Below are 25,807 nucleotides of genomic sequence, written 5' to 3'. Positions count from 1 at the left end.
GCACAATGCAACAACGTAAACTCGGTTCCCACGGTCCCGTCGTCTCCGCCCTGGGGTTGGGATGCATGGGCATGAGCGACTTCTACTCCACCGGCGCCGATCGGCAGGAAGCCATCGCCACGCTGCACCGGGCGCTGGAGCTGGGCGTCACGCTGCTCGACACCGCCGACATGTATGGCCCGCACACCAACGAAGAGCTGGTGGGGGAAGCGATCAAAGGCAAGCGGCAACAGGTGTTCCTGGCCACCAAGTTCGGCATTCTGCGCGATCCGGCGGATCCTTCGGCGCGCGGCGTCAGCAGCCGGCCCGAGTATATCCGGCGCTCCGTCGAGGGCAGCCTGCGGCGCTTGGGCGTGGAGGAGATCGATCTTTATTATCAGCACCGGGTCGATCCGCAGGTGCCGATCGAGGACGTCGTGGGCACGATGGCGGATCTGATCCGCGAAGGCAAGATCCGCCACATCGGCCTGAGCGAGGCGTCGGTCGCCACGCTGGAGCGGGCGCACAAGGTGCATCCGATCACCGCGCTGCAGACCGAATATTCGCTGTGGACGCGCGACGCCGAGCAGGGCGTGCTGGCGGCCTGCGAGCGCCTGGGCATCGGCTTTGTGCCCTACAGCCCGTTAGGGCGCGGTTTCCTCACCGGCGCTATCCAGCGGCCGGAGGATCTGGCCGAGGACGACTTCCGCCGCAGCAACCCGCGCTTCCAGGGGGAAAACTTCAGCCGCAATCTGGCGCTGGTGGAGAAGGTGAGCGAGCTGGCGGCGCAGAAGGGCGTCAAGCCTTCGCAGCTGGCGCTGGCCTGGGTGTTGGCGCAGGGGGAACACATCGTGCCGATCCCCGGCACCAAACGCCGTCGTTACCTTGAAGAGAACGTCGCGGCGGCGGAGATAACGCTGAGCGCGGCTGAGCTGGCGGCGATTGAAGCGGTGTTCCCGCTGAGCGCGGCGGCCGGCGATCGCTACGGCGCGGAGTCGATGACCTACATCAACGGTTAAAAAAAAGCGCGGCCTGCAGGCCGCGCTCTGTCGTTTTCCGCCAACGGCGAATTATTTCTTCTTCGGCGCGCGCGGCGGACGGCCGACGGTCGCCTGGTACACCTTGAAGCGGCCGTTCTGCGCCAGCACTTCGTGGCTGCCGAAGGTGGCGTCCAGAATGTCCGGGTATGGCAGGAAGGCGTTGGCGACAATGCGCAGTTGGCCACCGATCGGCAGGTGCTTCACCGCGCCGCGGATCAGAGTTTCGGCGGCGGTCAGGCTGGTCTGCAGCCCGTCGTGGAACGGCGGGTTGGAGATGATCATGTCGAAACGGCCGGTGATGTCGGAGTAAACGTTGCTGACGATCACTTCCCCTTCGATGCCGTTGGCGGCCAGCGTCGCGCGGCTGGATTCCACCGCGGCGGCGTTGACGTCGCTGAGGGTCAATTTGACTTTCGGCGACAGCTTGGACATTACCGAGGCCATGACGCCGGCGCCGCAGCCGATGTCCAGCACCTTGCCTTTCATGTGTTTTTCCAGCGTCGACAGCAGCAGCGAGCTGCCGACGTCCAGACCGTCGCGGCTGAACACGCCCGGCAGCGTTTTCACTTCCAGATCGTGCAGCTGATAGCTGTCCCACCAGTCGTTCAGGTCGAACTCGGTCTGCGCGTCCAGGCGGCCGTGATACAGGCCACAGCGGCGCGCGCTGTCGATTTTCACCAGCGTGACGTGGCCTTCCAGCGTTGGCTCGGCGCTGCGCACGCCGCTGCGGTTTTCACCGACCACGAACACGTCCGCGCCCACCGGCAGCAGCGCCAGGATGTTGCACAGCTGGAATTGCGCTTCCTGCTTGCTCTTCGGCCAGTAGTAAACCAGCGTGTCGCAGTCGGCGACGAAAGCGGGATCGACGGTCAAACCGAACTGCACGTTATCGCCCATCGTCCGGTTCAGTAACTGCCAGTGATGGTATTGCTGAGTGTGGACGCGCACGTCCGCGGCCTCGAATTGGGCCGGCAGGCTGTCCTGCAGGTCGCCGGCAAACAGCACGCGGCGTTCGATAAATTCATCACTGTGGCGCAGCATGACTTCACTGGCGGGGGTTAATGCAGACATCAGATATTGGCTCCTGGAAATGAGACCGGGGATTATAGAGCTTTGTGGCGATATGTTCGACGGGTTTGTTGGCGCGGGCTGCGCGGGTTTGTTAGCATAGCGCGGCGCATGGCAGGCATGGCGCACCACAACGGGTAGGAATCGGCATGGCATCAAAACGCGACTGGCTGTTACAACAACTGGGTATTACGCAGTGGACATTGCGCCGCCCGGGCGTGTTGCAGGGCGAAGTGGCGGTCAGTCTGCCGCCCGAGACGCGCCTGCTGGTGGTGGCGCAGACGCAGCCGGCGCCCGACGATCCGCTGTTTTGCGACGTGCTGCGCAGCCTGGGGCTGACGCCGGCGCAAACCTACAGCCTGACGCCGGAACAGGTGGCGATGCTGCCTGAAGAGACCGCATGCAACAGTTGGCGGCTGGGCGTGACGGAACCGCTCGCGGTCGCCGGCGCGCAGCTACACAGCCCGGCGCTGGCCGAGCTTTCCCAAGACGCGGGGGCCAAACGCGCCCTCTGGCAGCAGATTTGTCATCATGAACACGATTTCTACCCTGACGGCGGCCGACCTGGCCACGGCCTTCAACATTGAGCAAGCCAGCCACGCTTTCCCCTGGACGGAAACCACCTTTGCCAGCAATCAGGGCGATCGCTACCTTAACCTGAAGCTGAGCGCCGATGGGGAGATGGCGGGGTTCGCCATCACGCAGATCGTGCTGGACGAAGCCACGCTGTTCAACATCGCCATTCATCCGCAGCACCAGCGCCGGGGCTTTGGCCGCCTGCTGCTCAACGCGTTGATCGAACAGTTGGAGAGCCGCGGCGTGGTTACGCTGTGGCTGGAAGTCCGCGCCTCCAACCAGGCGGCGATCGCGCTGTATGAAGATCTTGGTTTCAACGAAGTCACCGTGCGCCGCAATTATTACCCGAGCGCCCACGGCCGCGAAGACGCGATCGTGATGGCGCTGCCGCTGGGGTAATCAGCCCGGCCGGAAAAAGCATTGATTGTCACCGGTTGGCAAATCGGCGAAAATGCCCGGCTGTTATCTTTTATTCACCGCTTTGCCCGGCGCCGCGATCGGCGCGTTCTGATGATGTCGCAGGGCGGACTAACCGTAGAACCTGAAAACCATGTCTCCTAGTGAATTTGCCCGCGAAGTCTCCAAAAGAAGAACTTTCGCCATCATCTCGCACCCCGATGCCGGTAAAACCACCATTACCGAAAAAGTGCTGCTGTTCGGACAGGCGATCCAGACCGCCGGTACGGTAAAAGGCCGCGGCTCCAGCCAGCACGCCAAATCCGACTGGATGGAAATGGAAAGGCAGCGTGGGATCTCGATCACCACCTCGGTGATGCAGTTCCCGTATCGCGACAGCCTGGTCAACCTGCTGGATACCCCGGGGCACGAGGACTTCTCCGAAGATACGTATCGCACCCTGACCGCCGTGGACTGCTGTCTGATGGTGATCGACGCCGCCAAGGGCGTTGAGGATCGCACCCGCAAGCTGATGGAAGTCACCCGTCTGCGCGACACGCCGATCCTGACCTTCATGAACAAGCTGGACCGCGACATCCGCGATCCGATGGAAGTGATGGACGAAGTCGAGCGCGAACTGAAAATCGCCTGTTCGCCTATCACCTGGCCGATCGGCTGCGGCAAGCTGTTTAAAGGCGTTTATCACCTGTACAAGGATGAAACCTACCTGTACCAGACCGGTAAAGGCCACACCATTCAGGAAGTGCGCATCGTCAAAGGCCTGAACAACCCGGAGCTGGATGTCGCCGTAGGCGAAGATCTGGCGGCGCAGCTGCGCGATGAGCTGGAGTTGGTGCAGGGCGCTTCCCACGAGTTCGATCAGGCGGCGTTCCTGAGCGGCGAGCTGACCCCGGTGTTCTTCGGTACCGCACTCGGTAACTTCGGCGTGGATCATATGCTGGACGGTCTGGTGGCCTGGGCGCCGGCGCCGATGCCGCGCAAAACCGACACCCGTGAAGTGACGGCGGCGGAAGAGAAATTCACCGGCTTTGTGTTCAAGATCCAGGCCAACATGGATCCGAAACACCGCGACCGCGTGGCCTTTATGCGCGTGGTGTCCGGCCGCTACGAGAAGGGCATGAAGCTGCGCCAGGTGCGCACCGGCAAAGACGTAGTGATCTCCGACGCGCTGACCTTTATGGCCGGCGACCGTTCGCACGTGGAAGAAGCCTACCCGGGCGACATCATCGGCCTGCACAACCACGGCACCATTCAGATCGGCGATACCTTCACCCAGGGTGAAGACATGAAGTTCACCGGTATTCCGAACTTCGCGCCGGAGCTGTTCCGCCGCATTCGCCTGCGCGATCCGCTGAAGCAGAAACAGCTGCTGAAGGGGCTGGTGCAGCTGTCCGAAGAGGGCGCGGTACAGGTGTTCCGTCCGATCGCCAACAACGATCTGATCGTCGGCGCGGTCGGTGTGCTGCAGTTCGACGTGGTGGTGGCGCGTTTGAAGAGCGAGTACAACGTGGAAGCGCTGTACGAATCGGTCAACGTGTCGACCGCGCGCTGGGTCGAGTGCGACGACGTGAAGAAGTTCGAAGAGTTCAAGCGCAAGAACGAGATCAACCTGGCGCTGGACGGCGGGGACAACCTGTCCTACATCGCGCCGACCATGGTGAACCTCAACCTGACGCAGGAACGCTATCCTGACGTGACCTTCCGCAAGACCCGCGAACACTGATACATCGGCAGGGCGCCCGGTGCGCCCTGCCAATTCCCCGTATTCTCACTCCGCTAATTAATAAATCTTCCTCATATTTTATCCTGCGAATCGATGTCGCCCAGGCGAGACGCGATTGGCCTGCGTTTTCCGCCGCATGGTCTATCTTTAACGAGATGTCCGCACATTGCTTGAGAGTAAATCACTGTAATACGCTTATTGTTTGGTGAGTTATTCTGATGTGTTGCCGATAGGAGACAGTCTGTTTCCTTAAATATCAATGAGATGACTGTTTTACCGTTTCGTGTCACTTAGTCTGTCGTCAATAGGCGACAGTTTTTTGATTAAAAATCCGACTCAACGCTTTTTTTGTTTGATTTTTGAGGCGTTTATGGAGTTGGCACGGCGGTTGCAATATTCCTGTCGTGAACGCTTAATCGTATAGCGATGATGAAGTATTTACCGAGAGGCCGCGTGAAGGCGGCTGAAGGGTTCCGGCGCTCTGGCGCTGGGGCCCCCAACAAAAGGAAGAGATCGATGAAAAAGACCAAATTTGCACACTCGCTGATGGCTGTTGTTTTGGGTTCTGCTTTGGTGAGCGGCACTGCGCTGGCCGAAGACAGTCTGCTCAACAAGGCGTCTAACGCCGCGGACAGTGCCGGTGCCAAAATCGATAGCTCCATGAAAAAAGTTGACGGTTACATGGATGACAGCGCGATAACGGCTAAAGTTAAAAGTGCATTGGTGGACGATAAGAGCATCAAAAGCACTGACATTTCGGTGAAAACCGAAAAAGGCACCGTGATCCTGAGCGGGTTTGTCGGCAGCCAGGCGCAGGCAGAGCATGCGGTTGCGGTTGCCGGCAAGGTGGAAGGCGTCAAAACCGTCAGCGACAAGCTGCACGTGAAAGATGAAGCCAACCAGTCGATCAAATCGTATGCCGGCGACACCGCCACCACCAGCGAGCTGAAAGCCAAGCTGCTGGCCGATGACATCGTGCCGTCGCGCAATGTGAAAGTGGAAACCACCGATGGCGTGGTGCAGCTTTCCGGTGAAGTGAAAACGCAGGCGCAGTCTGAGCGTGCCGAAAGCATCGCCAAGGCTATCGACGGCGTGAAAAGCGTGAAAAACGACCTGGTGGTCAAGCAGTAATCCCGCCAGGCGCCCGTAACAAGTAACAACAAGCCGCATCTGTCGGGCCGTCAAGGCGGCCCGACGTGTACCACCAAAAAAAGAAACTGATTTGCCGTCGATGTCCCGTTGTCGGGGCGGTAGACGGCAGCGAATTTTTTCACAATGGTAAGGAGAAGCTTATGTTTCGTTGGGGCATTATCTTTTTAGTCATCGCGCTTATCGCTGCGGCACTGGGGTTCGGTTCGCTGGCGGGCACCGCCGCCTGGGCCGCCAAAGTCGTGTTCGTTGTCGGCATCATCCTGTTCCTGGTCAGTCTGTTCACCGGCCGTCGGCGCCCTTAGCCGGCCGGCATTTTCCTGCAAACTGTAACAAAGCTTAATTCCTTTTCTCACGTCGGGGAGGGCCGGCCATGAACAGCGACATCATCGTCGGGCGCTGGAAACAGCTGAAAGGTCAGGTATGGCAGGCTTGGGCCGAATGGTCCGGCAGCGATGGTGCCTGGTTGGCCGGCAGCAATGATTTCCTCGTCGGCGTGCTGCAAGAGGATTACGGAAGAGAGCGAGACGCGGTATCCTCGGAGAAAACGTCTCACTGAGGATGCCAAGTTGGGATACAGAATACCCATCACGCTCGGCAATATAGAACCGCTGGCGTCTAAACCTTTTCGACCAGGAAAAATGGCGTTGGTCTGCGAAGGCGGCGGCCAGCGCGGCATTTTCACCGCCGGCGTGCTGGACGAGTTTCAGCGCGCGGGCTTTAACCCTTTCGATCTGCTGATCGGCACATCGGCCGGCGCTCAGAATCTGTCTGCCTATATCTGCGGGCAGATGGGCTACGCGCGCCGGGTGATCACCCGTTACACCACTTCGGCACAGTTCTTCAATCCGCTGCGCTTCGTGCGCGGCGGGCATCTGATCGATCTCGATTGGCTGGTTGATACGGCGGCGGCGCAGATGCCGCTGGCGATGGACGTGGCGGAACAGCACTTTACCGACGGGCGCGAATTCCTGCTGTGCGCCTGCCGCAGCGACGATTTCGAGCCGACCTATCTGCCGGCGCAGCGCGAACGCTGGCTGCCGGCCATCAAGGCGTCCAGCGCCATTCCCGGCTTCTACCGTCAGGGCGTGGAGTTGGACGGCGTCAGCTATCAGGACGGCGGCATCAGCGATGCGATCCCGGTGGAAGAGGCCTATCGCCGCGGCGCCGACACCATCGTGGTGATCCGCACCGTGCCTTCGCAAATGTACTACACCCCGCAGTGGATGAAACGCATGGAGCATTGGCTGAGCGACAGCAGCCTGCAGCAGATGGTGCGCATCCTGCAGCATCACGAGCAAAGCTATCACCGCATCCAGCGCTTTATCGAAAAGCCGCCGGGCAAGCTGCGCATCTTCGAGATCTTCCCGCCGAAGCCGCTGGCCAGCAATGCGCTGGGCAGCCGATTGGGGGCGCTCAATCAGGATTATCACCTGGGGCGCCGCTGCGGCCGCTACTTCCTGGCCACCGTTGGCCAGTGGATGGCGCAGCAGGAGCCCGACGGCATGAAGGTGCGAAAAGCGTTGTCGCGCCGCCTGATCCAGCCGGAGAACGTCAGAATGCCTTCGCCGATCGTGACCGATATCGTCATGCCGTCCGAGCTGGGCGCGCAGCCGGAGGCCGCGGTAGCGGCGCCGAAGATCATTCTGCCGGGTGATTTGCCGCCGGGTGAAGGGGGGGCGCTGTGAGTTACGCCTTTACCGATACTCACTGCCATTTCGATTTTCCGCCCTTTACCGGGCATGAGGCCGAGAGCCTGACGCGGGCGGCAAGCGCCGGCGTGCAGCGCATCATCGTCCCGACGGTCACCGCCGATCGCTTTGCCCGGGTGCTGCGACTGGCGCAAGATCATGCGCCGCTGTTCGCCGCGCTGGGGCTGCACCCGCTGTATATCGCGCAGCATCATGAGCCGCAGTTGGAGCAGCTGGCAACGCTGCTGGCCGAACGGCCGCGCAAGCTGGTGGCGGTGGGGGAGATCGGGCTCGATCTGTATATGGACAACCCGCAGTTCGAGCGCCAGCACAGCGTGCTGCTGGCCCAGTTGAAGCTGGCGAAACAGCATGACCTGCCGGTGATCCTGCATTCGCGCCGCACCCACGACCAGCTGGCCGCCGCGCTGCGGCGCATGCAGCTGCCGCGCCGCGGCGTGGTGCACGGCTTTGCCGGTAGCCTGTCGCAGGCGCAGGCGTTTATCCGCCTCGGCTATTACATCGGCGTGGGCGGCACCATCACCTATGAGCGGGCGCAGAAAACGCGCGCCGTGATGGCACAGCTGCCGCTTGAGGCGCTGCTGCTGGAGACCGATGCGCCGGACATGCCGCTGGCCGGCTATCAGGGGCAGCCGAACCGCCCCGAGCGCGCCGCCGAGGTGTTTCACGCGCTGTGCGAACTGCGGCCGGAACCGGCCGACGAGATAGCCGCCCACCTGCAACGCAATACCCAAGCGCTCTTCGCCATGCCGAATTGATGTCTGCATAACGTGACTTGCGTCACGTTATAAGATTTTCATTTGCGTCTCGTTGTATACATTTGTGACATAAATCGGTGCGAGGGTGACCTCGCTCAGTATAATCCCCCCCGAAACTCTCCAATAGCAGACCTCTCTTCATGAGCAGGGATGTATTTTATTTTTTGCAACAGGGAAACTTTGCATGCAACTCATCATGAGTCTGGTCGGGATGGCGGTGCTGATCGCCATTGCGGTGCTGCTCTCCAGCAACCGTCGGGCCATCAAACTGCGCACCGTGGTGTGGGCGTTCATCATTCAGGTCGGTATCGGCGCGCTGGTGCTGTACGTGCCGCTGGGCCGCAGCATCCTCGGCAGTATGTCTAACGGCGTGGCAAACGTTATCGCTTACGGCAATCAGGGCATTTCGTTCATCTTCGGCGGGCTGGTTTCCGACAAGATGTTCGAGGTGTTCGGCGGCGGCGGCTTCGTGTTCGCGCTGCGCGTCCTGCCGGTGATCGTGTTCTTCTCCTCGCTGATTGCGGTGCTGTACTACCTCGGCATCATGCAGTTGGTGATCCGCGTGCTGGGCGGCGGCCTGCACAAGTTGCTGGGCACCTCGCGCACCGAATCGCTGTCGGCGACCGCCAACATTTTCGTCGGCCAGACCGAAGCGCCGCTGGTGGTGCGTCCGTATATCGCCACCATGAGCCAGTCAGAACTGTTCGCTGTGATGTGCGGCGGCCTGGCTTCGGTGGCCGGTTCGGTGCTGGCGGGATACGCGCAGATGGGCGTGCCGCTGGAATACCTGATCGCCGCGTCCTTCATGGCCGCGCCGGGCGGGCTGCTGTTCGCCAAGCTGATGGTGCCGGAAACCGAGCAGACCCACGATAAAGACGATGCGATGAAACTGATCGCCGAAGAGGATCGTCCTGCCAACGTGATCGATGCGGCGGCTTCCGGCGCGGCTTCCGGCATGCAGCTGGCGCTGAACGTCGGCGCGATGCTGCTGGCGTTTATCGCGCTGATCGCCTTGCTCAACGGCATTCTCGGCGGCATCGGCGGCTGGTTCGATTACCCGCAGCTGTCGCTCGAGCTGATCCTCGGCTGGGTGTTCTCGCCGATCGCCTTCCTGATTGGCGTGCCGTGGAGTGAAGCGATGACCGCCGGTTCGTTTATCGGCCAGAAGATCATCGTCAACGAGTTTGTCGCCTATATGAACTTCGGCGCCTATCTGCGTCCGGACGATGTGGTGGCGGCGGAAGGCCTGCAGGTGCTGTCGACGCACACCAAGGCGATCATCTCCTTTGCGCTGTGCGGTTTTGCCAACCTCTCCTCGGTGGCGATCCTGCTGGGCGGTTTGGGCAGCATGGCACCCAACCGTCGCCATGACATCGCGCGCTTCGGTCTGAAGGCCGTGGCGGCGGGCACGCTGTCCAACCTGATGAGTGCCACCATCGCCGGCTTCTTCCTGGCGCTGTAAGCCCTCGCTGAGCCCGCGTCGGCGCGACCGATCGCGGGACTCCGCCTATACTCTAAGCAACGCGGGTGCTTGCCGCATCCGCGATCTTCAGCCGCTTCTTTAGCGAATTTGTGAACGATATCGCGTTATTTTGTGATGTTCTTCACATATAATTCCGGTCTGTTACAGTGCTATTTCATATAGTGTGACGATGAACGCGAATCGCCCCCGGCATTCGTGTTCAAATAGCTATTACTGGCCGGCCGCAAGGCGGGTGGCCATGTGCGGTGAGAAGGATCTCAGTTGCCGCCGCGGGAACGCCGTTCCCCTGCGCTATCTTCATGGAACCAAGTCCGCTCGCCAACACCCAGGTACTCAGTTGGAGAGTTTTATGACCGAATTAACCGCAGCAGCGCAACGTGCGCTGAACTTGATGGATTTAACCACGCTGAACGATGATGACACCGACGAGAAAGTGATCGCCCTCTGTCGTCAGGCCAACAGCCCGGCCGGCCACACGGCGGCCATCTGCATCTACCCGCGTTTTATCCCGGTGGCGCGTAAGGCGCTGCGCGAGCAAGGCACGCCGGACATCCGTATCGCCACCGTGACCAACTTCCCGCATGGCAACGACGATATCGACATCGCGCTGGCGGAAACCCGCGCGGCCATCGCCTATGGGGCGGATGAAGTGGACGTGGTGTTCCCTTACCGCGCGCTGATCGCCGGCAACGAACAGGTCGGTTTCGAGCTGGTGAAACAGTGCAAACAGGCTTGCCAGGCGGCCAACGTGCTGCTGAAAGTGATCATCGAAACCGGTGAGCTGAAGCAGGCCGATCTGATCCGCAAGGCGTCCGAGATCGCCATCAAGGCCGGCGCCGACTTTATCAAGACCTCCACCGGCAAGGTGCCGGTCAACGCCACCCTGGAGAGCGCCGAGCTGATGATGTCAGTGATCCGCGATATGGGCGTGGCGAAGACGGTGGGCTTCAAGCCGGCCGGCGGCGTGCGCACCGCGGAAGACGCGCTGCATTATCTGCAACTTGCCGATCGTATTCTGGGCGAAGGGTGGGCCGACGCGCGGCATTTCCGCTTTGGCGCTTCCAGCCTGCTGGCCAGCTTGCTGGCCGCGCTGGGCCACCAAACCCAGACCGCCGGCGGCGGCTACTGATCGATATCGTTGGCGGGCGCCAGGCGCGCCCGTCTGCACCGACTCTCGGCGACACAGGGGGATGCCTTGTTCCTGGCTCAAGAAATTATTCGTAAAAAACGCGACGGCCAGCCGTTAAGCGAAGCGGAAATCCGCTTTTTCATCAACGGCATTCGCGACAATGTGGTGTCGGAAGGGCAGATCGCCGCGCTGGCGATGACCATTTATTTCCATGACATGAGCATGCCGGAGCGCGTGGCGCTCACCATGGCGATGCGCGATTCCGGCACCGTGCTGGACTGGAAGAGTTTGGCGCTGAACGGCCCGATCGTCGACAAGCACTCGACCGGCGGCGTGGGCGACGTGACTTCGCTGATGCTCGGCCCGATGGTGGCGGCCTGCGGCGGCTATGTGCCGATGATCTCCGGCCGCGGCCTGGGGCATACCGGCGGCACGCTGGACAAACTGGAAGCCATTCCGGGCTTCAATATTTTCCCGGACGATAACGCCTTCCGCAAAATCATTCAGGACGTCGGCGTGGCGATCATCGGCCAGACCAGCTCGCTGGCGCCGGCGGACAAGCGTTTTTACGCCACCCGCGATATCACCGCCACCGTGGATTCTATCCCGCTGATCACCGCCTCCATTCTGGCCAAGAAGCTGGCGGAAGGGTTGGATGCGCTGGTGATGGACGTGAAGGTCGGCTCCGGCGCCTTTATGCCGACCTATGCCCTGTCGCAAGATTTGGCGCAGGCGATCGTCGGCGTGGCCAACGGCGCGGGCTGCAAGACCACCGCGCTGCTGACCGACATGAATCAGGTGCTGGCTTCCAGCGCCGGCAACGCGGTGGAAGTGCGCGAAGCGGTGCGCTTCCTGACCGGCGAATACCGCAACCCGCGCCTGCTGGAAGTGACGCTGGCGCTGAGCGTAGAGATGCTGTTGTCCGGCGGCCTGGCGAAAGACGAGGCCGACGCGCGCGCCAAGCTGCAGGCGGTGCTGGATAACGGCAAGGCGGCGGAGGTGTTTGGCCGCATGGTGGCGGCGCAGCAGGGGCCAATAGACTTCGTCGAACGCTACGATAGCTATCTGCCGGCGGCAACGCTGAGCAAGCCGGTGTATGCTGAAAAGCCGGGCATCATCAGCGCCATGGATACCCGTGCGCTGGGCATGGCGGTGGTGTCGTTGGGCGGCGGCCGCCGTCGGGCGAGCGACGCCATCGATTACAGCGTCGGCCTGACCGAGATGGCGCGCCTGGGCGATACGGCGGATTCCCAGCAGCCGCTGGCGATGATCCACGCCAACGATGAAGAGAGCTGGCAGCAGGCGGCCGATGCGGTGCGCAGCGCAATGACGCTGAGCGACAAGGCGCCGGAAGCGACGCCGGTGGTGTATAAGCGCATCACTCAAGCGTGATGACCCTCGTCTTTCAAGCCGTAGCGTTGTTGGCTGCACGCGTGCACCCCAGTCACTTACTTGAGTAAGCTCCTGGGGATACACGCGCTAGCCGCCTAGCTACAACTTGAAATCCATTGGGTATAAATTTAGAGAATAAGGGCGATTGCAGTTTTGCGGTCGCAATAGCGTGAGAACACGCAGGAGAGCACAGATGAAACGCACATTTATTATGGTATTGGACTCCTTCGGCATCGGCGCCAGCGAAGACGCCGAACGTTTTGGCGATCAGGGTTCCGACACTCTGGGCCACATCGCCGAGGTTTGCGCGCGCGGTGAGGCCAACGTGGGCCGTCAGGGCCCGCTGACGCTGCCTAACCTGAGCCGTCTGGGCCTCGGCAAAGCGGCGGAAGAGTCCACCGGCAACTTCCCGCAGGGGCTGGATCGCAACGCCGACATCATCGGCGCCTACGGCTACGCCAGCGAGCTCTCTTCCGGTAAAGACACGCCGTCTGGCCACTGGGAAATCGCCGGCGTGCCGGTGCTGTTCGACTGGGGCTACTTCAAGGACGAGCACAACAGCTTCCCGCAGGCGCTGCTGGATAAGCTGGTGGAGCGCGCCAATCTGCCGGGCTACCTGGGCAACTGCCACTCATCCGGCACCGTGATCCTCGATCAGTTGGGTGAAGAGCACATGAAAACCGGCAAGCCGATTTTCTACACCTCCGCCGACTCGGTATTCCAGATCGCCTGTCACGAAGAGACCTTCGGCCTGGAGCGCCTGTATGAGCTGTGCGAAATCGCGCGTGAAGAGCTGACCGAAGGCGGTTACAACATCGGCCGCGTGATCGCGCGTCCGTTCGTCGGCGACAAGCCGGGCCACTTCCAGCGCACCGGCAATCGCCACGATCTGGCGGTAGAGCCGCCGGCGCCGACCGTGCTGAAAAAGCTGGTGGACGAGAAGGGCGGCGAAGTGGTGTCGATCGGTAAAATCGCCGACATCTATGCCAACGTCGGCATCACCAAGAAGGTGAAGGCGACCGGCATCGACGCGCTGTTCGACGCGACCCTGATCGAAATGGAAAAGGCCGGCGACAACACCATCGTGTTCACCAACTTCGTGGACTTCGACTCCTCCTACGGTCACCGTCGCGACGTGGCGGGCTACGCCGCCGCGCTGGAGCTGTTCGACCGCCGCCTGCCGGAACTGCTGAAGCTGGTGAAAGACGAAGACATCATCATCTTCACCGCTGACCACGGCTGCGATCCGACCTGGAGCGGCACCGACCACACCCGCGAGCACATTCCGGTGCTGGTTTACGGCCCGAAAGTGAAACCGGGTTCGCTGGGCCACCGCGAGACCTTCGCCGACATCGGCCAGACCGTCGCCAATTACTTTGGCCTGTCGCCGATGGATTACGGTAAGACCCTGTTCTAAGCCCTGTCTTTCAAGCCGCAGCGTTGTTAGCTTCACGCGTGAACCCCAGTCGCTTACTCAAGTAAGCTCCTGGGGATTCCCCGCCAGCTGCCTGGCTGCAACTCGAAATTCAAGGCTTGGATGTTTGACGTTTTTATTAAATAAGATTTCTAAAGGAAGAAAATTATGGCTACGCCGCACATTAATGCTGAGATGGGTGATTTCGCTGACGTAGTACTGATGCCGGGCGACCCGCTGCGCGCAAAATACATCGCCGAAACCTTCCTGGAAGGCGCGGTGGAAGTGAACAACGTGCGCGGCATGTTGGGTTTCACCGGCACCTACAAAGGCCGCCGCATCTCCGTAATGGGCCACGGCATGGGCATTCCGTCCTGCTCCATCTACGCGCGCGAGCTGATCGCCGAATTCGGCGTGAAGAAGATCATTCGCGTGGGTTCCTGCGGCGCGGTGCGTGACGATATCAAACTGCGCGACGTGGTGATCGGCATGGGCGCGTGCACCGACTCCAAGGTGAACCGTCTGCGCTTCAAGGACAACGACTACGCGGCGATCGCCGACTTCGACATGGTGCGCAACGCGGTCGACGCGGCGGCGGCGCAGGGCATCCCGGCGCGCGTGGGCAACATCTTCTCCGCCGATCTGTTCTACACCCCGGATCCGGATATGTTCCAGGTGATGAAGAAGTACGGCATCCTGGGCGTGGAAATGGAAGCGGCCGGCATCTACGGCGTGGCGGCGGAGCTGTACGAAGAGTTCGGCTGTAAGGCGCTGACCATCTGCACCGTGTCCGACCACATCCTGCGTCACGAAGCGACCACGGCGGCGGAACGCCAGACCACCTTTAACGAAATGATCGTTATCGCGCTGGAATCCGTGCTGCTGGGCGACAAAGCGTAATACCGCGGCGGGCGTCGTCATGGCGCCCGCCCGTCAATCCATTCACTCCGCATGGCCGTTTTTGGCTAACGCTTTACCTTTCAATTGGATGTGGATCCCGTTGTTACGGACAATCTATTCACCGAAAGGACAAGAAAACGGCACGAACGCATTCAACGCTTGGCCTGAATTACCCCTGCTTAGGCGCTTCCTGTTTTTTCTCCGGCGCATCGTCTTCATCGTCTTCCACCGTATTGCCTTCTTCCAGTGGTGTGTTGGCGGTCAACAGGTAGGGCGACTGCTGCCAGCGGCTGCGGCGGTGTTGCAGCAGGGTACGCGCCAGAATGATGCCGATCGCCAGCGCCAGCAGGATCATCAGGCGCAGCAGGTTGGTGGTGTTGTCCACCTGCTTGGATTCGGTCGCCAGCACGTGGGTGTCGAGGGTGATGCGGATAAAGCCGATCGGGCCGTCTTTGCCCTGAATGGATTCGACCAACTGGTGGTTGAAGTAGCTGCCGGCGCGTTTGCCGTCGAGCGACAGGCGATCGCGTATACTTATCTGTTCCCCGGCGTGGGAGACCAGCGTGCCGTCCAGCTGATACACGCTGACGTCGAGAATGCGGCTGTGATCGGTGAGCTGCTTGAGGATGGCGTCGATGCGCGGATTGTTGCCGTCGTCGTCCAGCAGCGGCGCCAGGCTGTAGGCGACCTGTTTGGTCAGCGTTTGCGCCAGCTCTTCCACCTGCTCGGATCGCGCCATTTGGTGACTCAGGCTAAAATAAGAGGCGCCCTGCATCAGCAGCACCAGCAAAGCCAGGCAAATCAGGATAATAGCGGTGCGGTGCAGGCGAAATTTCAGTTTAGCGCGAGCCATGCAGGTTCCTTGGGCATCGGGGACACTTTATGTTGCCAGAACCGCTGGCGATAGGATAGCTTGATGCGTCGTTTTATCATGCAGCGTTTTTGTCCATTCAGGAGTCAATGATGTCAAACAGTCTGACCTATTGCGATCTTCCGGCGGAGATCTCTCAATGGCCGGGTCTTCCCCTTTCGCTCAGCGGCGACGAAGTGATGCCGCTGGACTACCGGGCGGGCAATACCGGGTGGCTGTTATATGGCAGGGCGCTGGACAAGGCGCGCATTACCCAATTCCAACGCAAGCTGGGCGCGGCGATGGTGATCGTCACCGCCTGGGGCGTGGACGACTATCAGGTGGTGCGGCTGGCGGGCACCTTGACGCCGCGCGCCAAGCTGCTGGCGGCAGAGAGCGGGCTGGATGTGGCGCCGCTCGGCAAAATCCCGCACCTGCGCACGCCGGGGCTGCTGGTGATGGACATGGATTCAACGGCGATCGAGATCGAGTGCATCGATGAGATCGCCAAGCTGGCGGGCGTCGGCGAGCAGGTGGCGGAAGTGACCGAACGCGCGATGCGCGGCGAGCTGGACTTTACCGCCAGCCTGCGCCAGCGCGTCGGTACGCTGAAAGGGGCCGACGCCAACATCCTTAAGCAGGTGCGCGACGAGCTGCCGCTGATGCCGGGGCTGACCAGCCTGGTGGGCAAGCTGCAGGCGATGGGCTGGCATGTGGCGATCGCCTCCGGCGGCTTCACCTACTACGCCGAATACCTGCGCAACCGGCTGCGGCTGGTGGCGGCGGCGGCCAACGAGCTGGAGATCCGCGACGGCAAGCTGACCGGCGAAGTGCTGGGGCCGGTGGTGGACGCGCAGTTCAAAGCCGATACGCTGCTGCGGCTGGCGGAGAAGCTGGAGATCCCGTTGGCGCAGACCGTGGCCATCGGCGACGGCGCCAACGACTTGAAAATGATGCAGGCGGCGGGGCTGGGCATCGCCTACCACGCCAAACCGAAAGTGTATGAAAAAGCGCAGGTGGCGATCCGGCATGCGGATTTGATGGGCGTGCTGTGTATTCTCACCGGCAGCCTGAAACACGAAGTGCGATAACGAAAGATTGAGGTAAGACGTGGCAAAAGCGGCAAAGCGGGCATTTGTGTGCAATGAGTGCGGGGCGGACTATCCGCGTTGGCAGGGGCAGTGCAGCGCCTGCCATGCCTGGAACACCATCACGGAAGTGCGTTTGGCCGCGTCGCCCGCTGCGGCGCGCAACGATCGCCTCAGCGGCTATGCCGGCGACGCCGGCGTCAGCAAAGTGCAGAAGCTGTCGGAAATCAGCCTTGAGGCGCTGCCGCGCTTCACCACCGGCTTTCTCGAGTTCGACCGCGTGCTGGGCGGCGGCGTGGTGCCCGGCAGCGCCATTCTGATCGGCGGCAACCCCGGCGCCGGCAAGAGCACCCTGTTGCTGCAGGTGCTGTGCAAACTGTCCGAACAGATGAAAACCCTGTACGTCACCGGCGAGGAGTCGCTGCAGCAGGTGGCGATGCGCGCCCACCGTCTGGGGCTGCCGACCGGCGGCCTGAACATGCTGTCGGAAACCAGCATCGAGCAGATCTGCCTGATAGCTGAGCAGGAGCAGCCGAAGCTGATGGTGATCGACTCGATCCAGGTGATGCACATGGCGGACATTCAGTCTTCGCCGGGCAGCGTGGCGCAGGTGCGGGAAACCGCCGCCTATCTGACGCGCTTCGCCAAGACGCGCGGCGTGGCGATCGTCATGGTCGGCCACGTCACCAAAGACGGCTCGCTGGCCGGGCCGAAAGTGCTGGAACACTGTATCGACTGTTCGGTGCTGCTGGACGGCGACGCCGATTCCCGCTTCCGCACTCTGCGCAGCCACAAGAACCGCTTCGGCGCGGTCAACGAGCTGGGCGTGTTTGCCATGACCGAACAGGGGCTGCGCGAAGTGAGCAACCCTTCGGCTATCTTCCTCAGCCGCGGCGACGAAGTCACCTCCGGCAGCTCGGTGATGGTGGTGTGGGAAGGTACCCGGCCGCTGCTGGTGGAGATCCAGGCGCTGGTGGATCATTCGATGATGTCCAACCCGCGCCGCGTGGCGGTGGGCCTGGAGCAGAACCGGTTGGCGATCCTGCTGGCGGTGCTGCACCGGCACGGCGGGCTGCAGATGTCGGATCAGGACGTGTTCGTCAACGTGGTCGGCGGGGTAAAGGTCAGCGAGACCAGCGCCGATCTGGCGCTGCTGATGTCGCTGGTTTCAAGCCTGCGCGATCGGCCGCTGCCGAACGATTTGGTGGTGTTCGGCGAAGTGGGGTTGGCGGGTGAGATCCGTCCGGTGCCGAGCGGCCAGGAGCGGATCGCCGAAGCGGCCAAGCACGGCTTCAAGCGTGCCATCGTGCCGCACGGCAACATGCCGAAGAAGCCGCCGGCCAACATGCAGGTGTTCGGGGTCAAGAAGCTGGCGGACGCGCTGGACGTGCTGGAAGAGTTTTATTAATGTCGCCGACGGCGAGAAAGATATGCTATTTTGTTTAGCATACTAAACGGAGGTGGCCATGCCGCAATTTGATTACCTGAAGACGTCCATCAAGCAAAAGGGCTGCACGTTGCAGCAGGTGGCGGATGCCAGCGGCATGACCAAAGGCTATCTCAGCCAGCTGTTGAACGACAAGATCAAAAGCCCGAGCGCGCAAAAGCTCGAGGCGCTGCACCGTTTTCTCGGGCTGAAGTTCCCGCGCAAAGAAGTCAAAGTCGGCGTGGTGTTTGGTAAATTTTACCCGCTGCATACCGGCCACATCTATCTGATCCAGCGCGCCTGCAGCCAGGTGGATGAGCTGCACGTTATCTTGTGCCACGACGAGCCGCGCGACCGTGAGCTGTTCGAGAACAGTTCGATGTCGCAACAGCCGACGGTCAGCGATCGCCTGCGCTGGCTGCTGCAGACCTTCAAGTACCAGAAAAACATCCATATCCACTCGTTCGACGAGCAGGGCATCGAACCGTACCCGCACGGCTGGAACGTGTGGAGCGACGGCATGAAGGCCTTTATGGAACAGAAAGGCATCGTGCCGAGCTTCATCTATTCCAGCGAAGCGCAGGATGCACCGCGCTACCGCGAGCATCTGGGCATCGAAACCATTTTGGTCGATCCCGAACGCTCGTTCATGAACATCAGCGGCAATCAGATCCGCCAGGATCCGTTCCGCTATTGGGATTACATCCCGACCGAGGTGAAACCGTTCTTCGTGCGCACCGTGGCGATCCTCGGCGGCGAGTCGAGCGGCAAATCGACGCTGGTCAACAAGCTGGCCAACATCTTCAACACCACCAGCGCCTGGGAATATGGCCGCGATTACGTGTTCTCGCACCTGGGCGGCGACGAGATGGCGCTGCAGTACTCCGACTACGACAAAATTGCCCTCGGGCAGGCGCAATACGTGGATTTCGCGGTCAAGTACGCCAACAAGGTGGCGTTTATCGATACCGATTTCGTCACCACCCAGGCGTTTTGCAAAAAGTACGAAGGGCGTGAGCATCCCTTCGTGCAGGCGCTGATCGACGAATACCGCTTCGATCTGGTGATCCTGCTGGAAAACAACACGCCGTGGGTGGCGGACGGCCTGCGCAGTCTCGGCAGCACCGCCGATCGCCTGGCGTTCCAGCGCCTGCTGGAGGAGATGCTGCGCGCCAACAACATCGAGTACGTGCACGTTGAGTCCAGCGATTACGAAGAGCGCTTCCTGCGCTGTGTCGAGCTGGTGCAACAGCTGCTGGCGGCGGACGCCGGTCGGCTGGCGAATGCGCCCGCCCAGCGCCACGCCGCAGGCTGAGAAAAATTAGCGTAATGTGCGATCGCGCGGCAGAAACGGCCGCACGGACGCACATTTAAAGGCCTGTTTAAACATGGTTCATTCGGTAGCGACTACGTTAAGGTTTTCTTTACAATAACGCTCAGAAGAAGACATGTCTTATCGCTTACTCGCTCTCTGGTTGATCTGCTATGCCGCAGCCTGGACGCTGCTGACCGTTCATCTCGATCCTACCCTGCCTTACGACGCCGTCGAGGCGCTCAATTGGGGCCTCAACGGCGAGTGGGGCTCACCGAAAAATCCTTGGTTGGTCGGTGCGGCGATGCAGCCGGCGATCTGGCTGTCGTGGCTGCCGCTGAACGTTTACTGGTACGGCGGGCACTTCATCGCCATCGCCATCGGCATGTTGGGCGTCTGGCTGTTGGCGCGACGTCTGAGCGGCAGCACTTCGCTGGCCTGGATGGCGCTGCTGACGCTCAACCTGTCCGGCATCATCAATTTCGACATCATTCCCTACAACGACAACTACCTGTTGGTGATGCTGTGGCCGTGGATGGCGCTGTTCTTCCACATGGCGATTTCCCGTTCGGCCAACTGGTGGCCGGCCTTCGCGTTGGCCGCCGGTCTGGCGATGATGGCGAAGTATTCGACCTTCGCCTTCGTCTATTTCGCGGCGCTGTCGACGCTGTTCGTGCCGCAGATCCGTCGCTGCTATCGCCAACCGCAGTTCTATCTGGCGGTGGCGATCTGGCTGGCGCTGGTGTTGCCGAACGTATTCTGGCTGTGGAACCACGACTTCGCCGCCTTTAAGTGGGTGGATTCGCAGATCAAGATGCAGCTCAATCTCGACATGCTGCAGTCGCTGCTACTGGTGTTCTATCCGTCGCTGGTGCTGTGGTGGATCCTGCGCCGCAGCGGGGCGGTGCTGGCCTGGCCGAAAGCCTTGCCGATGCGGGTGCTGCTGTGGATCTACCTGCTGCCGCTCGGCATCATCACCTTCTGGTTCTCCTTCAACGTCGGCGGCCGCTTGACCGAGTGGCTGCAGCCGTTCTTCATGCTGGCCCCCGCGCTGCTGGTCGGCTGCGTGCGTCAGCCGCCGGTGCGTTCGCTGCGGGCGGCGACTATTGGGCTGATGTGCGCGGCGCTGGCGGTCTATCTGGGGTATGCCGCGGTGATGCTGGGCAACGTGCGCAATGCCGGTCAGAAGATGGTGGGCATCAAGGCGTTCAGCGCCGGAGTGGAGCAGCTGTGGCAGGAGCGGTATGGCGTCAGTCTGCGTTATGTCGGCGGCGAATACCTGTCGCAGTGGATGACGGTGTATGCCGGTTCCCGGCCGCAGACCATTACGCGCTGGTCCAATCATACGCGGCCGAACATCTACAACGTCAACATCAGCTATCCGCAGATTGCGCGGCATGGCGTCGCCTTGTTCGGTCGGTTGGGTGAAGACTGCGCACACAGCGACTTCGGCGGCGAACTGGCCCACTGGCCGAAGATGCGCCTCGACTGGCAGCAGACGCTGACCTTCCGCGCCGATCCGCAGAGCGATGAGCAGGTGCTGTGCGTCGGCTTCGTTCGCCCGCAGTAACGGCGGCGCAGAGCACCGCCGCGATGCGAACTCAGTAAGCGATAACCAGCTTGCCTTGCATATGGCCGCCGAGCAGCTGTTGGTGCGCGGCGGTCAGCGTGTCTACCGACAGCCCGTGCAGGGTTTCGCTCAGCGTGGTGCTCAGTTTGCCGTCGTCCAGCAGTTGCGCCACCTGCTGCAGGATCCGGCCTTGCTGCGCGATGTCCGGGGTGGTGAACATGCTGCGGGTGAACATGAATTCCCAGTGCAGCGCGGCGCTTTTCAGCTTCAGCGCGTTTTGATCCAACGGCTGCGCGTTCTCGACGATGGTGCAGATATGGCCGAGCGGCGCGATCAGTTCGGCCATCGCCGGCCAGTGGCCGTCGGTATCGTTCAGACAGAGGATGTAATCCACCTGCTCGATGCCGTGTTGCGCCAGGTTGCCCTTCAAATCGCGGTAGTCCACCACCAGGTCGGCGCCCCGCTCGCGGCACCAGGCGGCGGATTCCGGCCTGGACGCGGTGGCGATCACTTTCACCTTGCTGCGCAGCGCGGCCAGCGGAATGGCCAGCGAGCCGACCCCGCCGGCGCCGCCGATGATCAGCAGCGTCTTGTGCTCCGGCGCATCCTGAATGTTCAGGTGCTCGAACAGCGCCTCCCAGGCGGTGAGGGCGGTGAGCGGCATGGCGGCGGACTCCGCCCAGTTCAGGCTGCGCGGTTTGTGCGCGGCGATGCGAGAGTCGATCAGTTGGTGGCTGCTGTTGCTGCCGGGCCGGGTGATATCGCCGGCGTACCACACTTCATCGCCGGGCTTGAAGCCGCTGACACCGCTGCCCACGTCCAGCACGACGCCGCTGGCGTCCCAGCCGAGGACGCGCGGCTGCTGCAGGCCGCTTTTCTGCAGACCGGCGTGCACTTTGGTATCCACCGGGTTGACCGAGGCCGCTTTCACTTCCACCAGCAGATCGTACTGGCCGGGCACCGGCATCTCCGGTGAGATTTCGATGAAACCGGCGGGGTTCTGCGGGTCTACGGCAATGGCTTTTATCGACATGATTGTGCTCCTTTCAAATGATGTCCCCAGTGTAGACCCGCGGCAGTGGGGTGATAAGATGGACAATATCTAACTGAGTGTTCGTCAGAGGTGAACAATGGAGTTCAAACAGCTGCAGGACATGGCGCTGTTCGCGCTGGTGGCGGAGTGCGGCAGCTTCACCGCCGCCGCGCAGCGTGTCGGGTTGCCGAAGTCCAGCGTCAGTCAGCGCATCAGCCAGCTCGAACAGACGCTGGGGCTGCGTTTGCTCAACCGCACCACGCGCCAGCTGAACCTGACCTTCGCCGGCGAGCGCTATCTGGAACACTGCCAGGCGATGATGTCCGCCGCCGAGCGGGCCGATCTGGCGCTGCAGCGGCTGCGCGACAACCCGAGCGGCCGCCTGCGCATCTCGACGCCGGCCGGGTTGGGGGCAACCCTGGTGGCGCGGCTGGCGGCGGATTTTCAGCGCCAGTACCCGGACGTATCGCTGGAGGTGTCGGTATCCGACGCCATGGTGGATCTGGTGCAGGAAGGCTTCGACGCCGCGCTGCGCACCGGCAAGCCGCAGGATTCTTCGCTGATCGGCCGCCGCCTCGGGTATGCGCCGCGCTATCTGCTGGCTGCGCCGTCCTATCTGGCGCAGCACTCGCCGATCGAGCACCCGCAGCAGCTGCAGCAGCATCGCTGCATTGCCCACCGCGCCTGGACGGCCTGGAACCTGCGCTGCGGCGACGATTATTACCGCTGGCAGCTGCCGCTGGCGCACACCACCGACAATCTGCTGTATGCGCGCGAATGCGCTATCGCCGGCGCGGGGATCACGCTGCTGCCGGCGTTTCTCAGCCGCGAGGTGGTGGCGCAGAAGCTGTTGGTGGAGGTGTTGCCGGCCTGGCGCGCAGAAGGGAATGAACTGTATCTGGTTTACCCGAGCCGCAAGCTGAATTCCCCGGCGCTGGCCTGTTTCATCGATGTGGTATTGCAGCACCCGGCGTTTGACGACTACGCGCGCGAGCTGACGCGGGAGTAGGCCTGGCAGATGACGCCGACGCCTAATTTCTGTCGCCATCGTCCTAAACCTTTGGCTGGAGCATGGCGCGGGCTATGCTCATGAAAGGGGCTTAGGGGGAGAGGGTATGGATCCGTTATCGGAAGTGCTTGCGCCATTGAACAGCCAGAATGCGTTTTTCGGCGGCCTGAAGGCCGGCGGCGACTGGGCCGTTCATTTTCCTGCGCCGCAGAGCGGGAAATTCAACGCGGTGGTGCGCGGCGGCTGTTGGCTGGCGGCGGAAGGGTTGGCCGAACCGCTGCGGCTGGCGGCCGGCGACTGTTTGCTGCTGACCCGCAGCCTGCCGGTCACTGTCGGCAGCGATCTGTCGCTGCCGGCGCTCGATGCTGACGTACTTTATCTGCAGGCGAAAAATGGCGTGGCGAGCTGCGGCGAGGCGGAGGATTGCCTGTTTATCGGCGGGAGTTTTACCTTCGGTGAGGAAGTGGAGCGGTTGTTGGGGAGTTTACCGGCGTTGATGGTGATCCGAGGCGGCACCGAAGAGGCCGCCGTGTTGCAATGGGCGTTGCAGCGGCTGGCGGACGAGCTGTTAAAGCCTTCGCCGGGTAGCGCGCTGATGACGCATCACCTGGGGCAAATCATGTTGACCCAGGCGCTGCGGATTTACCTGACGGGGGAGGAGGGCGCGGCCTCCGGCTGGCTGCCCGCCTTGTTCGATCCGCGCATCGGCGCCGCGATGCAGGCAGTACACGCCGATCCAGCCCGTCGCTGGACGGTGGCGTCATTGGCCGATGCGGCGAGCGTTTCCCGTTCGACGTTGGCGCTGCGCTTCAAGCAGAAGGCGGGAATGGCGCCGCTTGAGTATGTGTCGCGTTGGCGCATGTTGCTGGCTGCGCGGGCGCTGCGTACCGGTGTTGAACCGGTATCCATCATCGCGCAACGTTTGGGGTACGATTCCGACAGCGCGTTCAGCCATGCTTTCAAGCGCGTGATGGCGTGCTCACCGCGCGATTATCGCCGGGCGCGGGCATAAAAAAAGGCGCCGCATGCGGCGCCTTGGGGATTACTTGGCGATCTTTTTGTACTTGATGCGGTGCGGCTCGAGCGCATCGGCGCCCAGCGTACGCTTCTTGTACTCTTCGTACTCGGTGAAGTTGCCTTCGAAGAATTCCACTTTGCCCTCGTCCTGGTAGTCCAGGATGTGGGTGGCGATACGGTCGAGGAACCAACGGTCGTGCGAGATCACCATGGCGCAGCCAGGGAATTCCAGCAGGGCGTTTTCCAGCGCGCGCAGGGTTTCGATATCCAGGTCGTTGGTCGGTTCATCGAGCAGCAGCACGTTGCCGCCAACCTGCAGCAGCTTGGCCAGGTGCAGACGGCCACGCTCACCGCCGGACAGCTCGCCCACGCGTTTACCCTGATCGACGCCCTTGAAGTTGAAGCGGCCGACATAGGCGCGGCTCGGCATCTCGGTGTTGCCGATGCGCATGATGTCCTGCCCGCCGGAGACCTCTTCCCACACGGTTTTCGAACCGTCCATGCTGTCGCGGAACTGATCGACGGACGCCAGCTTGACGGTATCGCCCAGCACGATGCTGCCGGAATCAGGTTGCTCCTGACCGGACATCATGCGGAACAGCGTGGATTTACCCGCGCCGTTCGGGCCGATGATGCCGACGATCGCCCCTTTCGGCACCGAGAACGACAGGTCGTCGATCAGCAGGCGGTCGCCGTAAGACTTGCGCAGGTTGCTGACTTCGACCACTTTATCGCCCAGGCGCGCGCCAGGTGGAATGAACAGTTCGTTGGTTTCGTTACGTTTTTGGTATTCGGTGTTGTTCAGCTCTTCAAAGCGGGCCAGACGGGCCTTGCCTTTGGACTGGCGGCCTTTGGCGCCCTGGCGCACCCACTCCAGCTCTTTCTCGATCGACTTGCGACGAGCGGCTTCGGCGGACGCTTCCTGCGCCAGACGCGCGTCTTTCTGCTCCAGCCAGGACGAGTAGTTGCCTTCCCACGGAATGCCTTCGCCGCGGTCCAGTTCAAGGATCCAGCCGGCCACGTTATCCAGGAAGTAGCGGTCGTGGGTGATCGCCACGACGGTGCCTTCGAAGTCGTGCAGGAAGCGTTCCAGCCAGGCCACGGACTCGGCGTCCAGGTGGTTGGTCGGTTCGTCCAGCAGCAGCATGTCCGGCTTTTCGAGCAGCAGGCGGCACAGCGCGACGCGGCGGCGTTCACCCCCGGACAGATGGGCGATTTTGGCGTCCCAGTCCGGCAGGCGCAGCGCATCGGCAGCGCGTTCCAGCTGCGCGTTGAGGTTGTGACCGTCGTGCGCCTGAATGATCTCTTCCAGGCGGCCCTGTTCGGCGGCCAGCTTGTCGAAGTCTGCGCCTTCTTCCGCGTACAGCGCGTACACTTCGTCCAGGCGTTTCAGCGCGCCGACCACTTCCGCCAGCGCTTCTTCCACCGACTCACGCACGGTGTGTTCGAGGTTAAGCTGCGGCTCCTGCGGCAGATAACCGATCTTGATGCCCGGCTGCGGGCGCGCTTCCCCTTCGATATCGGTATCGATGCCGGCCATGATGCGCAGCAGGGTGGACTTACCGGCGCCGTTCAGGCCCAGTACGCCGATTTTTGCCCCAGGGAAGAAGCTCAGGGAGATGTTTTTCAAAATATGACGCTTCGGCGGTACCACTTTGCCGACGCGGTGCATGGTATAGACGTATTGAGCCACGTTGCTCTAAGCCTCTCTATATCAGTATTTATAGGATGTCTGGCGGCATGAGTGTAGCCCGTTTCGATCTTG

At 61.7% G+C, this 25,807-nt stretch carries 24 protein-coding genes; 20 read left to right on the top strand and 4 right to left on the bottom strand.

Annotated features, from left to right (window positions below; genetic code table 11):
- The first annotated feature begins 5 nt into the window (after nucleotides 1–5).
- The gene (locus ACJ8M3_RS15030; RefSeq protein ID WP_047025178.1) at nucleotides 6–998 is read left to right on the top strand and encodes an aldo/keto reductase; all 993 of its coding nucleotides are present in this window, start codon (nucleotides 6–8) and stop codon (nucleotides 996–998) included.
- 51 nt (nucleotides 999–1,049) lie between these two features.
- On the opposite strand, the gene rsmC is transcribed toward ACJ8M3_RS15030, so the two are convergent.
- Nucleotides 1,050–2,090: a 16S rRNA (guanine(1207)-N(2))-methyltransferase RsmC gene (gene rsmC, locus ACJ8M3_RS15025; RefSeq protein WP_033641786.1), complete on the bottom strand. Its 1,041-nt coding sequence runs from the start codon at nucleotides 2,088–2,090 to the stop codon at nucleotides 1,050–1,052.
- Between the two features lie 146 nt (nucleotides 2,091–2,236).
- Here rsmC and ACJ8M3_RS15020 point away from each other — a divergent pair, with 146 nt between their 5' ends.
- From ACJ8M3_RS15020 to deoD, 13 genes are all read left to right on the top strand, one after another.
- Nucleotides 2,237–2,674, top strand: coding sequence for a DNA polymerase III subunit psi (locus ACJ8M3_RS15020; protein WP_033641787.1), 438 nt, complete (start codon nucleotides 2,237–2,239; stop codon nucleotides 2,672–2,674).
- Nucleotides 2,619–3,062: a ribosomal protein S18-alanine N-acetyltransferase gene (gene rimI / locus ACJ8M3_RS15015; RefSeq protein WP_033641788.1), complete on the top strand. Its 444-nt coding sequence runs from the start codon at nucleotides 2,619–2,621 to the stop codon at nucleotides 3,060–3,062. The genes ACJ8M3_RS15020 and rimI overlap by 56 nt, the downstream gene beginning before the upstream one ends.
- Before the next feature lie 151 nt (nucleotides 3,063–3,213).
- Nucleotides 3,214–4,803: a peptide chain release factor 3 gene (gene prfC, locus ACJ8M3_RS15010; protein WP_089197661.1), complete on the top strand. Its 1,590-nt coding sequence runs from the start codon at nucleotides 3,214–3,216 to the stop codon at nucleotides 4,801–4,803.
- 516 nt (nucleotides 4,804–5,319) lie between these two features.
- Nucleotides 5,320–5,934: a molecular chaperone OsmY gene (gene osmY, locus ACJ8M3_RS15005; protein WP_033641790.1), complete on the top strand. Its 615-nt coding sequence runs from the start codon at nucleotides 5,320–5,322 to the stop codon at nucleotides 5,932–5,934.
- Nucleotides 5,935–6,095: 161 nt separating this feature from the next.
- Nucleotides 6,096–6,257, top strand: coding sequence for a DUF1328 domain-containing protein (locus tag ACJ8M3_RS15000; protein ID WP_004933089.1), 162 nt, complete (start codon nucleotides 6,096–6,098; stop codon nucleotides 6,255–6,257).
- 68 nt (nucleotides 6,258–6,325) lie between these two features.
- Nucleotides 6,326–6,511, top strand: coding sequence for a CsbD family protein (locus tag ACJ8M3_RS14995; protein WP_004933086.1), 186 nt, complete (start codon nucleotides 6,326–6,328; stop codon nucleotides 6,509–6,511).
- A gap of 10 nt (nucleotides 6,512–6,521) precedes the next feature.
- A complete protein-coding gene (locus ACJ8M3_RS14990) occupies nucleotides 6,522–7,640 on the top strand; it encodes a patatin-like phospholipase family protein (RefSeq protein WP_089197662.1) in 1,119 nt (372 codons plus the stop codon).
- Nucleotides 7,637–8,419 carry a TatD family hydrolase gene (locus tag ACJ8M3_RS14985; protein WP_089197663.1) on the top strand — a complete coding sequence of 261 codons (783 nt, stop codon included), beginning with the start codon at nucleotides 7,637–7,639 and terminating at the stop codon, nucleotides 8,417–8,419. The genes ACJ8M3_RS14990 and ACJ8M3_RS14985 overlap by 4 nt, the downstream gene beginning before the upstream one ends.
- A 184-nt stretch (nucleotides 8,420–8,603) precedes the next feature.
- Entirely contained in the window at nucleotides 8,604–9,881 is a 1,278-nt protein-coding gene (locus ACJ8M3_RS14980; RefSeq protein WP_004933076.1) for a NupC/NupG family nucleoside CNT transporter, read from the top strand.
- Between the two features lie 370 nt (nucleotides 9,882–10,251).
- A complete protein-coding gene (gene deoC / locus ACJ8M3_RS14975) occupies nucleotides 10,252–11,031 on the top strand; it encodes a deoxyribose-phosphate aldolase (RefSeq protein ID WP_033641793.1) in 780 nt (259 codons plus the stop codon).
- Nucleotides 11,032–11,097: 66 nt separating this feature from the next.
- Nucleotides 11,098–12,423, top strand: coding sequence for a thymidine phosphorylase (deoA, locus tag ACJ8M3_RS14970; protein WP_033651704.1), 1,326 nt, complete (start codon nucleotides 11,098–11,100; stop codon nucleotides 12,421–12,423).
- 193 nt (nucleotides 12,424–12,616) lie between these two features.
- The gene (deoB, locus tag ACJ8M3_RS14965; protein ID WP_033641795.1) at nucleotides 12,617–13,840 is read left to right on the top strand and encodes a phosphopentomutase; all 1,224 of its coding nucleotides are present in this window, start codon (nucleotides 12,617–12,619) and stop codon (nucleotides 13,838–13,840) included.
- Nucleotides 13,841–14,005: 165 nt separating this feature from the next.
- A complete protein-coding gene (deoD, locus tag ACJ8M3_RS14960; protein WP_004933059.1) occupies nucleotides 14,006–14,737 on the top strand; it encodes a purine-nucleoside phosphorylase in 732 nt (243 codons plus the stop codon).
- A gap of 169 nt (nucleotides 14,738–14,906) precedes the next feature.
- On the opposite strand, the gene ACJ8M3_RS14955 is transcribed toward deoD, so the two are convergent.
- The gene (locus tag ACJ8M3_RS14955; RefSeq protein WP_033641796.1) at nucleotides 14,907–15,590 is read right to left on the bottom strand and encodes a YtjB family periplasmic protein; all 684 of its coding nucleotides are present in this window, start codon (nucleotides 15,588–15,590) and stop codon (nucleotides 14,907–14,909) included.
- 110 nt (nucleotides 15,591–15,700) lie between these two features.
- On the opposite strand from ACJ8M3_RS14955, the gene serB reads away from it, so the two are divergent.
- The 4 genes from serB to ACJ8M3_RS14935 all read left to right on the top strand — a co-directional run bounded on the left by serB (nucleotide 15,701) and on the right by ACJ8M3_RS14935 (nucleotide 20,983).
- Nucleotides 15,701–16,678, top strand: coding sequence for a phosphoserine phosphatase (serB, locus tag ACJ8M3_RS14950; protein WP_042783658.1), 978 nt, complete (start codon nucleotides 15,701–15,703; stop codon nucleotides 16,676–16,678).
- Nucleotides 16,679–16,697: 19 nt separating this feature from the next.
- The gene (radA, locus tag ACJ8M3_RS14945) at nucleotides 16,698–18,083 is read left to right on the top strand and encodes a DNA repair protein RadA (protein WP_015376595.1); all 1,386 of its coding nucleotides are present in this window, start codon (nucleotides 16,698–16,700) and stop codon (nucleotides 18,081–18,083) included.
- Between the two features lie 58 nt (nucleotides 18,084–18,141).
- On the top strand, nucleotides 18,142–19,416 hold the full coding sequence (gene nadR / locus ACJ8M3_RS14940) for a multifunctional transcriptional regulator/nicotinamide-nucleotide adenylyltransferase/ribosylnicotinamide kinase NadR (RefSeq protein WP_442514703.1): 1,275 nt from the start codon (nucleotides 18,142–18,144) through the stop codon (nucleotides 19,414–19,416).
- Nucleotides 19,417–19,549: 133 nt separating this feature from the next.
- Nucleotides 19,550–20,983 (top strand): glycosyltransferase family 39 protein, encoded by a 1,434-nt coding sequence (locus ACJ8M3_RS14935; RefSeq protein ID WP_033651702.1) that lies wholly within the window; start codon nucleotides 19,550–19,552, stop codon nucleotides 20,981–20,983.
- Between the two features lie 31 nt (nucleotides 20,984–21,014).
- Here ACJ8M3_RS14935 and ACJ8M3_RS14930 read toward each other — a convergent pair whose 3' ends face one another.
- Nucleotides 21,015–22,016, bottom strand: coding sequence for a zinc-binding alcohol dehydrogenase family protein (locus ACJ8M3_RS14930; RefSeq protein WP_033641800.1), 1,002 nt, complete (start codon nucleotides 22,014–22,016; stop codon nucleotides 21,015–21,017).
- A 97-nt stretch (nucleotides 22,017–22,113) separates the two neighbouring features.
- Here ACJ8M3_RS14930 and ACJ8M3_RS14925 point away from each other — a divergent pair, with 97 nt between their 5' ends.
- Entirely contained in the window at nucleotides 22,114–23,025 is a 912-nt protein-coding gene (locus ACJ8M3_RS14925) for a LysR family transcriptional regulator (protein WP_033641801.1), read from the top strand.
- Between the two features lie 106 nt (nucleotides 23,026–23,131).
- On the top strand, nucleotides 23,132–24,037 hold the full coding sequence (locus tag ACJ8M3_RS14920) for an AraC family transcriptional regulator (protein WP_060659968.1): 906 nt from the start codon (nucleotides 23,132–23,134) through the stop codon (nucleotides 24,035–24,037).
- Between the two features lie 30 nt (nucleotides 24,038–24,067).
- Here the strand turns inward: ACJ8M3_RS14920 and ettA are convergent, their stop codons facing one another.
- Nucleotides 24,068–25,735: an energy-dependent translational throttle protein EttA gene (gene ettA / locus ACJ8M3_RS14915; protein ID WP_025159620.1), complete on the bottom strand. Its 1,668-nt coding sequence runs from the start codon at nucleotides 25,733–25,735 to the stop codon at nucleotides 24,068–24,070.
- Nucleotides 25,736–25,807: the final 72 nt, after the last annotated feature.

Source organism: Serratia sp. CY55921 (assembly GCF_052167655.1).
Classification (GTDB): domain Bacteria; phylum Pseudomonadota; class Gammaproteobacteria; order Enterobacterales; family Enterobacteriaceae; genus Serratia; species Serratia ureilytica.
The sequence above is the reverse complement of the archived record's forward strand: the minus strand, read 5'-3'. Positions and strand labels throughout refer to the sequence as shown.

Bases quoted from the DNA above. Each gene is read 5' to 3' on its own strand.
- ACJ8M3_RS15030 (WP_047025178.1), top strand. From the start codon at position 6: ATGCAACAACGTAAACTCGGTTCCCACGGTCCCGTCGTCTCCGCCCTG.
- rsmC (WP_033641786.1), bottom strand. From the start codon at position 2,090: ATGTCTGCATTAACCCCCGCCAGTGAAGTCATGCTGCGCCACAGTGAT.
- ACJ8M3_RS15020 (WP_033641787.1), top strand. From the start codon at position 2,237: ATGGCATCAAAACGCGACTGGCTGTTACAACAACTGGGTATTACGCAG.
- rimI (WP_033641788.1), top strand. From the start codon at position 2,619: ATGAACACGATTTCTACCCTGACGGCGGCCGACCTGGCCACGGCCTTC.
- prfC (WP_089197661.1), top strand. From the start codon at position 3,214: ATGTCTCCTAGTGAATTTGCCCGCGAAGTCTCCAAAAGAAGAACTTTC.
- osmY (WP_033641790.1), top strand. From the start codon at position 5,320: ATGAAAAAGACCAAATTTGCACACTCGCTGATGGCTGTTGTTTTGGGT.
- ACJ8M3_RS15000 (WP_004933089.1), top strand. From the start codon at position 6,096: ATGTTTCGTTGGGGCATTATCTTTTTAGTCATCGCGCTTATCGCTGCG.
- ACJ8M3_RS14995 (WP_004933086.1), top strand. From the start codon at position 6,326: ATGAACAGCGACATCATCGTCGGGCGCTGGAAACAGCTGAAAGGTCAG.
- ACJ8M3_RS14980 (WP_004933076.1), top strand. From the start codon at position 8,604: ATGCAACTCATCATGAGTCTGGTCGGGATGGCGGTGCTGATCGCCATT.
- deoC (WP_033641793.1), top strand. From the start codon at position 10,252: ATGACCGAATTAACCGCAGCAGCGCAACGTGCGCTGAACTTGATGGAT.
- deoB (WP_033641795.1), top strand. From the start codon at position 12,617: ATGAAACGCACATTTATTATGGTATTGGACTCCTTCGGCATCGGCGCC.
- deoD (WP_004933059.1), top strand. From the start codon at position 14,006: ATGGCTACGCCGCACATTAATGCTGAGATGGGTGATTTCGCTGACGTA.
- ACJ8M3_RS14955 (WP_033641796.1), bottom strand. From the start codon at position 15,590: ATGGCTCGCGCTAAACTGAAATTTCGCCTGCACCGCACCGCTATTATC.
- serB (WP_042783658.1), top strand. From the start codon at position 15,701: ATGTCAAACAGTCTGACCTATTGCGATCTTCCGGCGGAGATCTCTCAA.
- nadR (WP_442514703.1), top strand. From the start codon at position 18,142: ATGCCGCAATTTGATTACCTGAAGACGTCCATCAAGCAAAAGGGCTGC.
- ACJ8M3_RS14935 (WP_033651702.1), top strand. From the start codon at position 19,550: ATGTCTTATCGCTTACTCGCTCTCTGGTTGATCTGCTATGCCGCAGCC.
- ACJ8M3_RS14930 (WP_033641800.1), bottom strand. From the start codon at position 22,016: ATGTCGATAAAAGCCATTGCCGTAGACCCGCAGAACCCCGCCGGTTTC.
- ACJ8M3_RS14925 (WP_033641801.1), top strand. From the start codon at position 22,114: ATGGAGTTCAAACAGCTGCAGGACATGGCGCTGTTCGCGCTGGTGGCG.
- ACJ8M3_RS14920 (WP_060659968.1), top strand. From the start codon at position 23,132: ATGGATCCGTTATCGGAAGTGCTTGCGCCATTGAACAGCCAGAATGCG.